At 50.9% G+C, this 13,790-nt stretch carries 16 protein-coding genes and 1 pseudogene; 11 read left to right on the forward strand and 6 right to left on the reverse strand.

Annotated elements, in window-relative coordinates; all coding sequences use genetic code 11:
* Positions 1-664: 664 nt before the first annotated feature.
* The gene (locus QDI87_RS11445; protein ID WP_278743452.1) at positions 665-1,387 is read left to right on the forward strand and encodes an HNH endonuclease; all 723 of its coding nucleotides are present in this window, start codon (positions 665-667) and stop codon (positions 1,385-1,387) included.
* Between the two features lie 77 nt (positions 1,388-1,464).
* Here QDI87_RS11445 and QDI87_RS11450 read toward each other — a convergent pair whose 3' ends face one another.
* The 3 genes and pseudogenes from QDI87_RS11450 to QDI87_RS11460 form a co-directional block, all read right to left on the reverse strand.
* Positions 1,465-1,629 carry a hypothetical protein gene (locus tag QDI87_RS11450; RefSeq protein WP_278743454.1) on the reverse strand — a complete coding sequence of 55 codons (165 nt, stop codon included), beginning with the start codon at positions 1,627-1,629 and terminating at the stop codon, positions 1,465-1,467.
* Between the two features lie 186 nt (positions 1,630-1,815).
* A complete protein-coding gene (locus QDI87_RS11455; RefSeq protein ID WP_278743456.1) occupies positions 1,816-2,124 on the reverse strand; it encodes a hypothetical protein in 309 nt (102 codons plus the stop codon).
* Positions 2,125-2,731: 607 nt separating this feature from the next.
* Positions 2,732-3,310, reverse strand: a pseudogene (locus QDI87_RS11460) (IS30 family transposase); the annotation flags it as partial.
* A gap of 109 nt (positions 3,311-3,419) precedes the next feature.
* On the opposite strand from QDI87_RS11460, the gene QDI87_RS11465 reads away from it, so the two are divergent.
* The gene (locus QDI87_RS11465; protein WP_278742702.1) at positions 3,420-3,986 is read left to right on the forward strand and encodes a helix-turn-helix domain-containing protein; all 567 of its coding nucleotides are present in this window, start codon (positions 3,420-3,422) and stop codon (positions 3,984-3,986) included.
* Here the strand turns inward: QDI87_RS11465 and QDI87_RS11470 are convergent.
* Positions 3,962-5,038 carry an IS30 family transposase gene (locus QDI87_RS11470; protein WP_255241125.1) on the reverse strand — a complete coding sequence of 359 codons (1,077 nt, stop codon included), beginning with the start codon at positions 5,036-5,038 and terminating at the stop codon, positions 3,962-3,964. The two genes, QDI87_RS11465 and QDI87_RS11470, sit on opposite strands and share 25 nt — an antisense overlap.
* Positions 5,039-5,198: 160 nt before the next feature.
* Here QDI87_RS11470 and QDI87_RS11475 point away from each other — a divergent pair, with 160 nt between their 5' ends.
* From QDI87_RS11475 to QDI87_RS11495, 5 genes are all read left to right on the forward strand, one after another.
* Positions 5,199-5,330, forward strand: coding sequence for a hypothetical protein (locus tag QDI87_RS11475; RefSeq protein WP_255241070.1), 132 nt, complete (start codon positions 5,199-5,201; stop codon positions 5,328-5,330).
* A 391-nt stretch (positions 5,331-5,721) separates the two neighbouring features.
* Positions 5,722-5,997 (forward strand): DUF1294 domain-containing protein, encoded by a 276-nt coding sequence (locus QDI87_RS11480; protein WP_278743458.1) that lies wholly within the window; start codon positions 5,722-5,724, stop codon positions 5,995-5,997.
* Positions 5,998-6,030: 33 nt separating this feature from the next.
* On the forward strand, positions 6,031-7,530 hold the full coding sequence (locus QDI87_RS11485) for a DNA methylase (RefSeq protein ID WP_055162863.1): 1,500 nt from the start codon (positions 6,031-6,033) through the stop codon (positions 7,528-7,530).
* Complete coding sequence (locus QDI87_RS11490; protein ID WP_278743461.1) at positions 7,527-7,721, forward strand: hypothetical protein; 195 nt, start codon at positions 7,527-7,529, stop codon at positions 7,719-7,721. Before QDI87_RS11485 ends, QDI87_RS11490 begins: the two co-directional genes overlap by 4 nt.
* A gap of 20 nt (positions 7,722-7,741) precedes the next feature.
* A complete protein-coding gene (locus QDI87_RS11495; protein WP_278743463.1) occupies positions 7,742-8,119 on the forward strand; it encodes a hypothetical protein in 378 nt (125 codons plus the stop codon).
* Between the two features lie 134 nt (positions 8,120-8,253).
* On the opposite strand, the gene QDI87_RS11500 is transcribed toward QDI87_RS11495, so the two are convergent.
* Positions 8,254-9,327: a hypothetical protein gene (locus QDI87_RS11500; protein WP_155948169.1), complete on the reverse strand. Its 1,074-nt coding sequence runs from the start codon at positions 9,325-9,327 to the stop codon at positions 8,254-8,256.
* Between the two features lie 362 nt (positions 9,328-9,689).
* Between QDI87_RS11500 and QDI87_RS11505 the strand changes: the two genes are divergently transcribed.
* From QDI87_RS11505 to QDI87_RS11515, 3 genes are all read left to right on the forward strand, one after another.
* Positions 9,690-10,754, forward strand: a complete 1,065-nt coding sequence (locus QDI87_RS11505) for a type II asparaginase (protein ID WP_278743494.1) — start codon at positions 9,690-9,692, stop codon at positions 10,752-10,754.
* Between the two features lie 189 nt (positions 10,755-10,943).
* The gene (tnpA, locus tag QDI87_RS11510) at positions 10,944-11,408 is read left to right on the forward strand and encodes an IS200/IS605 family transposase (RefSeq protein WP_055161056.1); all 465 of its coding nucleotides are present in this window, start codon (positions 10,944-10,946) and stop codon (positions 11,406-11,408) included.
* Positions 11,409-11,528: 120 nt separating this feature from the next.
* Entirely contained in the window at positions 11,529-11,633 is a 105-nt protein-coding gene (locus QDI87_RS11515) for a hypothetical protein (protein ID WP_278743495.1), read from the forward strand.
* 286 nt (positions 11,634-11,919) lie between these two features.
* Here the strand turns inward: QDI87_RS11515 and QDI87_RS11520 are convergent, their stop codons facing one another.
* Entirely contained in the window at positions 11,920-13,188 is a 1,269-nt protein-coding gene (locus tag QDI87_RS11520) for an RNA-guided endonuclease InsQ/TnpB family protein (RefSeq protein ID WP_278743465.1), read from the reverse strand.
* Positions 13,189-13,282: 94 nt separating this feature from the next.
* Here QDI87_RS11520 and tnpA (QDI87_RS11525) point away from each other — a divergent pair, with 94 nt between their 5' ends.
* Entirely contained in the window at positions 13,283-13,708 is a 426-nt protein-coding gene (tnpA, locus tag QDI87_RS11525) for an IS200/IS605-like element ISMmu1 family transposase (RefSeq protein WP_005839258.1), read from the forward strand.
* Positions 13,709-13,790 lie beyond the last annotated feature (82 nt).

Raw genomic sequence — 13,790 nt, forward strand, 5'->3', positions numbered from 1 at the left:
GCATAGAGTATGCGGTCTACGATGAGGATTGGCACCTATGGAACGTTTTTCTATACGACGTGCTTCAGATACCATATCATTCACTCCTCCATGTGCATGTTATCAATATCTATTATAACATGTGGGCTACCTGGAGATAAGGTATATTAAGCGGAACTGAGAAGACGCCCTTAGGTAAATAAAAAATTCACCTGGTGAATTTCCTTTATCATAGTAAAGGATTTTGGCATGGCGTGTGTTTCATACAACAAGAACAGGCCGGGGAATATCCCTGGCCTGTTCTTGTCGCGTATGGAGGAAATCATTGGTCATAAGCGGTGATACGTAGGACAGCTGTGCTTTTGAACGGATAGGTTTGCAAGACAATTCGGCGATTGGCAGCAGCACAGCAGACATCTGAAGAATGGCTGCTGACGAGGCGTTTATCGTATCGATTCCATGAAGGTATCACTATTCCTGAAGTACATGATGGACCGGGACATGTCAAAATTTTAGTCTAGCTGAGAAGGAACTTTTTTTATTTTTATAGAATTTAAAAATCAACACATTTTATAGAAGAATGCTACTGACAAAGCAACTAGATGATGATTTTGATAAGGGTTAACATTGCTGTGCTTTTCTGAATTAAGATTTTTTCATGAATCACCTAAGGAAGGGATTATGAATGGAGCCATTGCTGAAGACATATTACAAGTGCTATCTCAGTGAGGTGCGTCAGTTGAAGCCATCTACGGTAAATCACTATTGTGATGCGCTCAACAACATCACTCGTCACTTACAAGAGATGAAGATGATAACGGGCTCGATTTATGATGTCTCGGATTTGCATCGATTGAAGGAACTGCAGGAGGTACTATTTGAGGATGCCGCTTTCATCGCTCAAAATAAGAAGGGAAATCAGATGTATAGCGCGGGTCTCAATCATTATGTGAAGTTTGCGGAAGGAACGAACCTGATGGCCTTTCGTCATGATATTGGCAAACTGGATATGCCGATGCCTGTCCGTACAGAAGAGCCGAGGCACTACGAGGCCAAACATTGGGCGCGGTCTGATATCCTGAGGGAACAGACCTTGGCGGTTGCTGACTATCACTGCGAGATGGATGGCAGGCATCAGACCTTTGTGGCAGAGCGCACACATAAGCCGTACATGGAGTCACATCATACCATCCCGATTCATTTGCAGAGCCGTTTTTCCTATAGCCTGGATGTTTACGCCAATCTCATCTGCCTTTGCCCTGTATGTCACCGAAAGATTCATTACGGCTTGCGCGATGAGCGCCGTGAGATGCTGTACGAAATCTACGAGAAGCGCCGTGAACGGCTGGCGCACAGCGGACTTGTGATGGGAAAGGAAGAATTTGCGGACTTGATTTTGACGGATTGAGTGAATCGCTTTTATGAAAAGGGCCTGAGCCTATAAGCATGACTTATAGGCTCAGGCCCTTTTTATGTTTCTTCGATTTACTTGTCGGTACGGTCATCGTCATCTTCGATTTTCAGCCAGGAGGTGCCGGGAATATCCTCGCCTTCCCAGTTCTGGACATACCAGTCGTGGTTGGGGTCGTAGTATTCGATGTCGTCGCCGGGCTGGAAGTACTGGTCGGCGTGATGCATGAGGTCTTCCATGCTTTCTTCGGATTCGGGATCATCGTCGATTGGCGTGGGAGGTGTGCTGCTGATCTTAGATGGTGGGATGTAGCTCTTGCGGATCCTGCTTCCCCGGCCTTTCGGGTCCTGTCCTGATTCTCTTCACCAATGCCCGGAGACACTCAGGTTCCATCCGGTGGATGTGACCAGTAACGGTTGCGTCCTCTAAAATACCCATTCAGCTAAGCTCCTCTTGGTGCTCTGCTGCTTGTTCTTCAGGATGTGTTTCCGGTTGGTCAGGAGGACGAGATAGAGTTCGTCGGGATCATATCCGTCGATGAGGCCGGTCTTCTTCATGATCTCCTCGAACTGGGACAGGCGGTATACCTTCCGCTGCTTCTCTTCTGTCAGCTGGTGGAGTGTCTCCGAGGAATTCTTCCAGCGCCGCTTCGCGGTAAGCAGCTTTTCTTTGAGGTCGTCGATTTCCCGACGGAGTTTCTCCATCGCGTCGAGTCTCTTCTGCATCCGGTCCATTCCCTGTCCCTCCTGTCTCCTTTTTCTTCAGCGTCATTATAGCATGATCTCCTGTCCGGTGGAAGGGCCCTGAAAAGTGACTTTTTACCGGTTGCAACGGTCAGACACGGGCCGTCCGGTCTGCTATAATGGAGTCAGGAGAACTGTTTTTGAGCCGGAGCCGCGGGGCCGGCCACCCATGCGGAGCACCCCGAGGGGGCTGCTCCGGGGCTGGTGATGTGCACTTCCCCATTTCTCATCGAGAAACGGCGGGAAAACCGAGTAACGACGCCGCTTCGCGGGCGCAAAAAACTTGCCGGAGCAGCTGCTCCTGAACCTGCCGTTGGCTGAAGGGGATACGGGGGAAATGGGAGCACGTGACGTGAAGAAAGTACCTCACATACGAGAAAAGGAGATGTAACCATGAGTATACCAGAAAGAACGAAGATACAGATCAGGGAAGACACTGAGAATCCTGCTTCTGTCCCTCAGGAGATGGAACTCCTGGACAAAATATATCCGACGGGCTGCGCGTCAGTGGGAACGCCTTACCCGTCACGGCCGGCATCGCGAGGGGGATCACAAAAGATTCTTTGGTAAATTGCAAGTTGAATTTGAACACTCATAATCAAGAAACACACTCAATAGCATAAACTTCATCGAGGAATGCATCAAATAGTTCTGACGGTGTATGGTAGCCCAAAACACGACGTGGGCGCTGGTTCAGTGTATCTGCCGTGTTCAGGACATCCTCATCAGAGAACCGCTCCATGGACATGCCTTTTGGGATGAAATCCCTCAGTAGGCCATTGTGGCGTTCATTCTGAGCCCGTTCCCACGAACTGTACGGATGCGTAAAGTACACCTTGGTGCCAAGATGCTCGAACTGCGACAGAGTCTCAAACTCAGGACCGTTATCGGCCGTCATCGTCTTAAAAATCTGGCTGAAGCGTTCTGTGCCATACAGCTCCTGCAACTGTGCAAGAGCGGCTTCAACGCCGGCACAGGTACGTCCAGGAATGCGGATGGCGATGTAGTTGCGTGTAACCTTTTCAACAGCGGTAAACACTACTGCCTCACGGCCTGCGCGCTGACCAACGACTGTATCCACTTCCCAGTGGCCAATCTCCGTGCCATCATTGACGATGGCAGGACGTTCCTCAATGGAGCGCCCCTTCATACGCTTGTTTTTACGTACCCATTTGCGGTGGTCAGTTGTAAAATGAACTTGAACAGTTAATCAAAAAATAAAAATCCATAGTGAAGCTTCATGTTAAAATGGTTTTGGAGAAATCATCAACAAAGGAGCAATCACTATGGATCACATCCATTCTAACACAATTGAGGACGTACGTACACCCGGTCGCCATCTTTCTTTAGAAGAACGTGGCATGATTCAGGCTCTGCATCGTCAGGGGCATTCCCTTCGCGACATCGCTGCCGCGGTAGGATGTGCTCATACGACTGTTTTCTATGAGCTTCGGCGTGGAACGCCGGAGCGAAAAAGCAAGCACGGTCGCGCCCCTCAGTATATGGCAAAACGCGGTCAGCAGTCTTACGCAAAGAATCGCAAAAACTCCAGGAAACCTTGTAAAATCGACCATGACGACTGCGAGCCATTCATCCAATGGATGGTAGAACGAGTCCGTCTGGAACGCTGGTCACTGGATGCTTGTGTTGGCTATGCCAGGCTGAATAAGCTGTTTACGCCGGAACAGATTCCCTGTACCAAGACGCTCTACAACATGCTTTGGTCTAACAAGCTTCCACTGTCGCTCTTCGAAGTGCCGCGGGCCTTGAGACACAAGCGCCACCGCAAATGGGTGGTAAATTGCAAGTTGAATTTGAACACTCATAATCAAGAAACACACTCAATAGCATAAACTTCATCGAGGAATGCATCAAATAGTTCTGACGGTGTATGGTAGCCCAAAACACGACGTGGGCGCTGGTTCAGTGTATCTGCCGTGTTCAGGACATCCTCATCAGAGAACCGCTCCATGGACATGCCTTTTGGGATGAAATCCCTCAGTAGGCCATTGTGGCGTTCATTCTGAGCCCGTTCCCACGAACTGTACGGATGCGTAAAGTACACCTTGGTGCCAAGATGCTCGAACTGCGACAGAGTCTCAAACTCAGGACCGTTATCGGCCGTCATCGTCTTAAAAATCTGGCTGAAGCGTTCTGTGCCATACAGCTCCTGCAACTGTGCAAGAGCGGCTTCAACGCCGGCACAGGTACGTCCAGGAATGCGGATGGCGATGTAGTTGCGTGTAACCTTTTCAACAGCGGTAAACACTACTGCCTCACGGCCTGCGCGCTGACCAACGACTGTATCCACTTCCCAGTGGCCAATCTCCGTGCCATCATTGACGATGGCAGGACGTTCCTCAATGGAGCGCCCCTTCATACGCTTGTTTTTACGTACCCATTTGCGGTGGCGCTTGTGTCTCAAGGCCCGCGGCACTTCGAAGAGCGACAGTGGAAGCTTGTTAGACCAAAGCATGTTGTAGAGCGTCTTGGTACAGGGAATCTGTTCCGGCGTAAACAGCTTATTCAGCCTGGCATAGCCAACACAAGCATCCAGTGACCAGCGTTCCAGACGGACTCGTTCTACCATCCATTGGATGAATGGCTCGCAGTCGTCATGGTCGATTTTACAAGGTTTCCTGGAGTTTTTGCGATTCTTTGCGTAAGACTGCTGACCGCGTTTTGCCATATACTGAGGGGCGCGACCGTGCTTGCTTTTTCGCTCCGGCGTTCCACGCCGAAGCTCATAGAAAACAGTCGTATGAGCACATCCTACCGCGGCAGCGATGTCGCGAAGGGAATGCCCCTGACGATGCAGAGCCTGAATCATGCCACGTTCTTCTAAAGAAAGATGGCGACCGGGTGTACGTACGTCCTCAATTGTGTTAGAATGGATGTGATCCATAGTGATTGCTCCTTTGTTGATGATTTCTCCAAAACCATTTTAACATGAAGCTTCACTATGGATTTTTATTTTTTGATTAACTGTTCAAGTTCATTTTACAACTGACCCAAAAGATTCTTTTGCTGTAATTATGGGATTTACGTGTATTGACGTTTCCAGGATGAGAGTCGACAGCAAGATGCTCCAGTACCTCTGCATGGTCATGCACACGGCGAGCTGGAAGAGCACGGAGCGCAACTCGATTCCTCAGTGCGAAGGGATCATGATGGGCGCAGACGAGGCGCAGTTCTGAAAGCGGCGAAGATGATTCGGCGCACCCTCGACGAGTACGGGGAATCCATCTCATCGGTCTCGCACGTCCAGCACATCAACCGCAAGGTTGCCTTACGGAAGAAAGGCGGTCGCATTGATACGGCGCACCGGCTCTCATCCCCTCGCCATCCACGACAAGATTGAATCGATGCCCGGCGGGATGACAGTAGAGAATTTGCGCCGGAGATGCGAGAAGCGTGGGCCGAACTCGCGAACGAGATCCTCGAGAATCAGGGGGATATCGAGGACGTCACCCTCGTCCCCTGCAAGAGTATCGAGCAGGAGGATAGACCTCGATGTAGAACTATTACAATATCGTTTTGAACCTGATTGAAACTGAATTTTTGAATATGGTCGGAGGACGGAATAGGATGGAGATTCATAATACAGCAGCGTGGTATTTTGCTATCATAAACGCAGTAGCCATTATTGCCTATGGCTGGGACAAGCTATGCGCCATTCGCAAGTGGTGGCGTGTGCCGGAGCTGACGCTGCTCGGCATAGCGGCCATTGGCGGCAGCATAGGAGCGCTGGTGGCGATGAAGCTGTTCCACCACAAGACGCTGCATCTCAAATTCAAATACGGCGTGCCGCTGATACTGGCACTGCAGGTGGCAGGGCTCGTCTATCTGCATATGCCAAGATGATGATGGAGACGCGAGGGGAGGTGCGGGACGCGCATGGACAAGACATGCTTCATCGCGATTGACCTGAAGTCGTTTTACGCATCGGTGGAATGTGTGGAGCGGGGCCTGGATCCGTTGACGACCAATCTGGTGGTGGCCGATGAGAGCCGCACGGAAAAGACGATCTGCCTCGCTGCCACACCGGCGATCAAGGCGTATGGCGTGCCGGGCCGTGCACGGCTTTTTGAAGTCGTACAGAAAATCAAGGCCGCCAACAACAAGCGCCGCTTTTTGGCGCCGGGAAGAAAACTCATCGGCAAATCGCATGATGCGGCGGAATTGGCAGGAAACCCGAATCTTGCCATCGATTACATCGTGGCACCGCCGCGCATGGCGTTTTACATGGACTACAGCGCGCGCATCTACAAGGTGTATCTGCGCTACATCGCGCCGCAGGACATACACACGTATTCCATCGATGAAGTCTTCATCAACACGGCTCCGTACCTCGACACCTACAAGGCGACAGCACATGACCTGGCCATGAAGCTGGTGCGCGAGGTACTGGCAGAAACCGGCATCACGGCCACTGCTGGCATCGGCACGAATCTCTATCTGGCCAAGATTGCCATGGACATTGTCGCCAAGCACATACCGCCAGACCGGGACGGTGTGCGGATTGCGGCGCTCGACGAGATGCGCTACCGGCAGAAGCTGTGGGCGTATACCCCGATAACAGACTTCTGGCGCGTGGGCAAGGGCTATGCCGAAAAGCTTGCCAACATGGGCCTTTATTCCATGGGCGATATCGCTCGCCGTTCCTTGGATGCACAGGGAGAGAAAGAGCTCTACAAGGTCTTTGGCGTCAATGCCGAGCTCTTGATCGACCACGCCTGGGGCTATGAGCCCTGCACGATGGAAGCCATTAAAGCGTATCGTCCTGCCTCCACGAGCATCAGCAGCGGCCAGGTGCTTCACTGCCCCTACACGAATGAGCAGGCAAGGCTCATCGTCTGGGAAATGGCCGACCAGATGATACTGGACCTCGTCGCCAAGAAACTCCTGACGAACCAGATCGTGCTGGACGTGGGCTATGACATCGAAAATATCGCCAAGGGCTACACAGGCCCCGTACACGTCGACCATTATGGCAGAAGAGTGCCAAAACCAGCTCACGACACCGTCAGCCTGAAAAAACATACCTCTTCGACAAAAGAACTGCTCCATGAAACGCTTGCCCTCTACGACCGCATCGTAAGCTCCGCCTTGCTCATCCGGCGCATCACTGTTACCATGGGACGACTCGTCGATGAAAACAGCCAGTCCACGCAAACGGAAAGCGTCGTCGAATTTGACCTCTTCAGCAACATGGAAGAAGGCGTCAAGCGGGAAGAAGCAGCACGTCAGGCAGAGGCAAAGGAAAAATCCCTGCAGCACGCCATGATTGCTATCAAGAACAAGTTCGGTAAGAACGCCATCCTGAAAGCCGCCAATCTCAAAGAAGAAGCCCGCGCCATCGACCGCAACAGCGAAATTGGAGGTCATAAGGCATGAGTAAAGTAGAGCGAAAGATAGAACAGTACAGCGACATCATCAACCTGCCGCGACCAGAACCAAGATGCCACCCACGCATGCCCATAGAAAAACGAGCCGCACAGTTCGCCCCCTTCGCAGCCCTGACCGGCTACGAAGACGTGGTCAAAGAGACGATACGGAAGCATGAAGATGAGATTGAGACCTGCTAAAAACGAAAGGAGAGATTTCTATGAGCATGAAAAAATTGGCTGCCAGTGTAGCCATGGCAATGTCCCTGGCGGTAGGGATGTCCATACTTCCTTCGGATGGAGCCGGTACGGTGAACCTTGCAGAAGCGCGGTCGGACTACTATGTAGGCTATGACGACTACATGGACGCCGATATGTACATTGACACCGATTCGGTCAAGTCATGGGGCACGAACGGTTACGGTAGATCTTCTGGAGCAACTGTTCATTGGACCAATGGGAAATCAACTAAGTATTATGCTTGCTATAATCCTTCTACTGGCGATTATTATTTCTCGAACGGTGCAGGAGGACTCCATTTGGTAACCGATGGAATCTTATATCGATTTGCCGTCCTTTGTGATCAATTTACTTATTAATTTACCTTAGACTAAATCAATAAAGTCATCTATTTTCCAGATTGCAAAGGAACTGAGAAAACAACAGGCATCTAATAGATACAACGGCCCCAAGGAAGTCCGAAAGGGATTTCTTCGGGGCCGTTGTTGCATATTTAACGTTTATTTTTATGTTTGATCTGGTCCATGTCGCGGTAGAACCCGTGGATGGCATCATCGACGATCTCTTGATATTCAGGAGTGGTGAAGTTCTCGTAGTTGTGGCGTCCGACGAAGATGCGCTCGAGTTTGGCACGGTAGAGCATGACGTAGCGGTGATTTTCGCCACCGCGCTTGATGGCCGTGTCGCAGTCGGCAATGGCCTTGCGCGTGGAGCCGCGGAAGCCCTTGGCGATGGCGCGAACGTAGTAAGACGGCCAGTAGCGCTTGTCGAATCGCAGGGCCTGGTCAGCAAGGGCCTCTGCACCGTAATAATCCTCTTGGCGCAGTGCCTGCAGAGCACTGATGGTGTAGTACAGTGGGTCCTTTGGTGCGATTTCCATTGCTTTATCGATGTCGCGTTGGAAAAGGTCGGAGCCTGTGCAGAGGTCTAAGAGTGCCATGCGGCCGTAGATATCAGCGGGCACGACGCCTGCACGCTGGTCGACAAAGTCAGCGAACTCCTTACGGATGACCGCGGCGTACTGGACGTTCTGTTGGAATTTCTGAAGCTCCTGCTCAGCAATCATTGAGGCGTACGGATCATCGCCCGACTGCTGCATCTTGCGGTTCAGTGCCGCTTGGGTCTTCGCCTTCTCGGCATCAAGCTGACTTTGCAGGTCCTCAATTCTATCGCGTTCATCGAGGCGCTTCTGGAAATTCTGGAAGTCGTCATCATCGACCGTCGCCCGGATGACGGCATGGATGACAAGCGTGTTGTTGGTGTAGTCCTGCGTGAACGTGCAGTTTTTGACCTGCATCGTCTGCATGCTGATGACTTCCACCTGATCATCCGTCAGCTTGAGGTTCTTCGTCTTAGAATAGGAACGCACATATACGCCTGCCTGTTCCGCGGCTGCACGCAGAGCCGCCTTTTTGGCGTTCTCCTTCGCTGTGGCGATGGTGTCGTTCTCACCCATCTGATAGACGCCCGTCGCCTCAATCGTCTGTGTTCTGGCCTCAGCAAACGGCATGCTGCAGAGCAAGGCCGCGGCAAGTGTGGCAGTGGCTATTCGTCTTGCTATCTTCAAAAAGGTCCCTTCTTTCTTGTATTTTGGTCATTATGCTTAATTTTAGCACAGCTCCAGCAAGGGGCGTTAGGTCTGAAGCGCAACTTCACAGTTTTTCGACACGAAAGGTTGCTCTTTTCCTCTACAAGAAAGCATGTCGATACCGTTCAGGGCGATAGCTGCCTGTCCTGCTGGCGCTACGTTCTTTCTGAAAGCGAGAGTATCTATAGAAATGTGACGCCCTACATATTGTCAGATTAAAAATAAAAATTATAATAATTTGTCGGATTTGTTCGGATCACGTCGATAGTTTTGTATTATTTATACATAATTTATTTTTATTGGTACTACGGTACTGCGCAAAAGGAGTGTATGTCATGAAGATGAAAAAGAAAGCTTCTATCCTGGCGGCTTCGTTAGCCGTGATGATGCTCGGTGTCCAGTCTGTCTATGCGGCGCCAGCTAAACCGGACGTCAAGATTCTCGCAACAGGCGGTACGATTGCCGGCAGTGCTGCGTCGGACACGCAGACCACGGGCTACAAGGCCGGTGCACTCGGCATCGATGTGCTCATCAACGCTGTACCAGAAATCAAGAACTATGCAGATGTCTCTGGCGAACAGATCTGCAGCATTGACAGCAAAGACATGTCGGATGATGTCTGGCTCAAACTCTCAAAGCGCATCAACGAGCTCACTGCACAGAAAGATGTGGCTGGTGTTGTCGTGACGCATGGCACGGATACGATGGAAGAGACAGCTTACTTCCTGAATCTCACGGTAAAGAGCGATAAGCCTGTCGTACTGACAGGCGCTATGCGTCCGGCGACCGCCATCAGTGCGGACGGCCCGATGAATCTCTTGAACGCGGTCCGCATTGCGGCTGACAAGGATGCAGCAGGCCATGGTGTCATGGTCGCTCTCAACGACGAAATCGACGGCGCACGTGATGTCACGAAGACAAATACCACGTCAGTGAGCACGTTCAAATCGCCGACTGGCCCGCTCGGCTACGTCTATGATGGCACCCCGACGTTCTGCAACACGCCAATCCGCCTGCACACGATCAAGAGCGAGTTCGATGTCAGCAAACTGACCGCACTGCCGAAGGTCTATGTCATCTACAGCACGGCTGGTGCCGATGGAGCCCTTGTCGATGCGGCTGTCGCTGCAGGCGCACAGGGCATCGTCTACGCGGGCACGGGCAATGGCTCGGTCCACAAGGCAGATGAAGCAGCACTCGCCAAGGCTACCCAAAAGGGAATCGTCGTCGTCCACAGTTCTCGTGTTGGTACGGGAGCCGTCGTACCGGCTGAACAATCTTACATCGATGAGCACTTCATCGACGGTGATTCACTGAACCCGCAGAAGGCACGTGTCCTGCTTCAGCTGGCGCTGACCAAGACACATGATCCTCAGGCCATCCAGGCAATGTTCCACAAATATTGATCGACGCTTTTCTCCAGCCATGCATGACGTACATCATGCATGGCTTTTTGTATATAGAAAACCCCTGGTTAGACCAGGGGCTCGATAAAGCTTTAGCGATGAGTCTTTAAAGGATTTAATAAACCTCCCTTGAAGTATGAAGTTGCGGTCCGTCAACTGCAACCAATACGACAAAGGAGGTATATCGTAATGAAAGATCACGATGTACATAGTTTATCACATACAAAATGGGAGTGTAAATATCATATTGTATTTGCCCCTAAATACAGAAGAAAGGTCTTTTATGGTCAGAAGCGGTACGAGATTGGTCAAATCTTAAGGGAACTGTGTCGGTGGAAACAGGTGAACTTGTTAGAAGCCGAGGCCTGTCCTGACCACATCCATATTTTAGTTGAGGTACCGCCAAAGATTAGCGTGTCTAATTTTATGGGCTTTTTGAAGGGGAAGAGCAGTTTGATGATTTACGAGAAATGGGGGAATATGAAGTACAAATATAGAAATCGAAGCTTTTGGTGTCGAGGGTACTATGTAAGTACGGTAGGCAAGAACGAAAAGAAAATAACGGAATACATTCAGAACCAGCTGAAGGAAGATTACATGTCGGAACAGTTGGTACTGGATATGACAGACCCGTTTACGGGTAGCCGGAAATAGTAAGCGTATGACGGACCGACAAGCGCTTTTAAGCGCAGCTGGTAAGCAGAGGCCTTATAAGGCCGTAAATATAAAACCCCCGGCTATGCCGGGGGATATTTATTTCTATATACAACAACGCTGGCAGCTGCTGCCGCCGCAGGAGTCGATGTCATCTCGGTCGGCGCGCTCACGTATAGCGTGAAAGCACTCGATATCAGCATGGATATCGGTAGGATCAAATAAAAATAAACAAGCAGGGCCCCTCAAAACGAGAGGTCCTGCTTGTCTATGTCTTTAAGGTTTCGTAACGTAGCCAATGGAATTCCAAAGGCATAAGAGAATTCCTGCTAAGATAATATGTCAACTACCCGCGACTGAAGTCGCGAGCTTGAGGGAATCTTTCGATACCTCAATTTGCTTAGATAGGCCAGGCTTACTGCATTCGCAGTCTTGCGAGGTACAGCAGAGGTCCGGTAATTACCAAAGCCATTAGCGTCCGCAAGTTGCCAAACGGACGGATGCTGTTACATCAATGCATGGATGCGAGCTTTGCTTTGGCTCGCGCTAGGATGTTCTTGGCCGCATTCACGTCGCGAATGTGGTGTATCCCACATTTCGGGCAGATCCACTCGCGGTCCTTGAGCGTCAGTTTCTCTTTGCCGCTCATGATATGGCCACAAGCGTGGCAGGTTTGCGTCGTATTCCGCGGGTCGACGGTGACGAAGTTCTTGCCGTACAGTGTTGCCTTATAAGTCAGCATACTAAGGAACATCCGCCAGCCATTGTCTTGGATGCTCATAGCCAGGGCATGGTTCTTCAGCAAGTTCCGGCTCCGCAGTTCTTCTGCTGCGACCAGATCATGGTTCTTGATCAGTGTCGCGGAAGTGCGGTGCAGGAAATCTCTGCGGCGCTGCATGACTTGTGCCGTGAGCCTGGCGACGAGCAAGCGCTGTTTCTCGACGTTCTTTGCCTCACGGAGCGGGCGATGCTCTTTCTTGGCACGGACAATCCGACGGCTCAGCTTGCGCTGTGCGTTGGCCAGCCGTCGTTTCTGCCTGCGGTAATAACGAGGATTGGCCACAATCTCGCCATTCGAGTCGGCATAGAAGTTCTCGACGTTCAGGTCGATGCCAATCTCTGCCTTTGTTTTCGGGCTGGTTTTCACGAACGATTCATCGGAGCCGAGTTGGAATGACGCAAAGTAGCGGTGCAGGCTGTCTTTCGTGATGGTAATCGTGCCGATGCGGACTTCCTTCATGGCAAAAAGTCGATCCAGTATTTTACGCGAGCCTTGGAAGCGGATGCGTTTGAGCTTGGGCAGCATCAGATGATGCTTGTCGAGGAAGCGGGCGTTACTGGTAAACAGAGAAATCTCCGTACCCTTGCTGTAATGCGGATTCGTCTGATACGACTCGACGGACGTTTTCTTGTGGAAGTTCGGCACACCAGCATGATGGGCGGCACGGAACTGCTTCCAAGCACGCTGGTAGTTCTGCCGTGCATTAGCAATGGACTGCGCATCGATATCGGGATGCCGGAGCCATGGATAACGGTCTTTCAATGCTGTTACCGTGCGGATTCGCTCGCGCAGTGCCTCGATGCGCTTCTCGATGAAGTCGATGTAGATGCTCCGTTTGCCAAATCGTGCGATCTCCTTGTTCACAGCGACATGTTCATTGTAGACGCAGCGTGCCGCATCCGCATTGCGTCGAATCATCTCTTTCTGTTGCTGGCTGGGGTAGATGCGGACTTTCAGGCCGTAATGATAGGCATAATCCGCCATCTTCTTATGTTCCATTTTATTCGCCTCCTTCCTACTTCTATTATACAACATATGAGATTGCCTAACAAGCAATATATCGCTATAATAAATGGAAAGGAGTGTGATACACATGAAACGAAAAGAGCGCATCCCAGATGCAATCTATGAGCGTGGATATGTCTACAATTTCCACTTCCATCTGATCTGGGTGACGAAGTATCGGAACCCAGCCTTCACGACACCGGAGCTCGTGCAGGAAATGAAGGATATCTTGCTGCGCATCGCGCAGCTGAACGATGTGACCGTCGAAGAGCTGGAAGTTATGCCAGAGCATGTGCACATGCTCATCAGCTTCAAGCCAAAGTATACGCCGACAAACATCGTCAAGGCACTCAAAGGCGGCAGTGCCAGACTGTTCCTCAAAAAACATCCCGAGATCAAGCATGATAAATTCTGGGGCGGTCATATCTGGTCACGCAGCTACTATATGAGCACACTTGGCAACATGAGCAAGGAAGTAGTCGCAAAATACATCCAGAATCAGTATTCCAAGTGACTACCGTTGCGGCCATTCCTCTCCTGACTGAAGTGAGAAGATTCCTGGCCGCATTTTAATTGAAAAAGTCCAGCGCTAGGCT

Source organism: Mitsuokella jalaludinii (assembly GCF_928722185.1).
In the GTDB taxonomy this organism is placed as follows: Bacteria; Bacillota; Negativicutes; order Selenomonadales; family Selenomonadaceae; genus Mitsuokella; species Mitsuokella jalaludinii.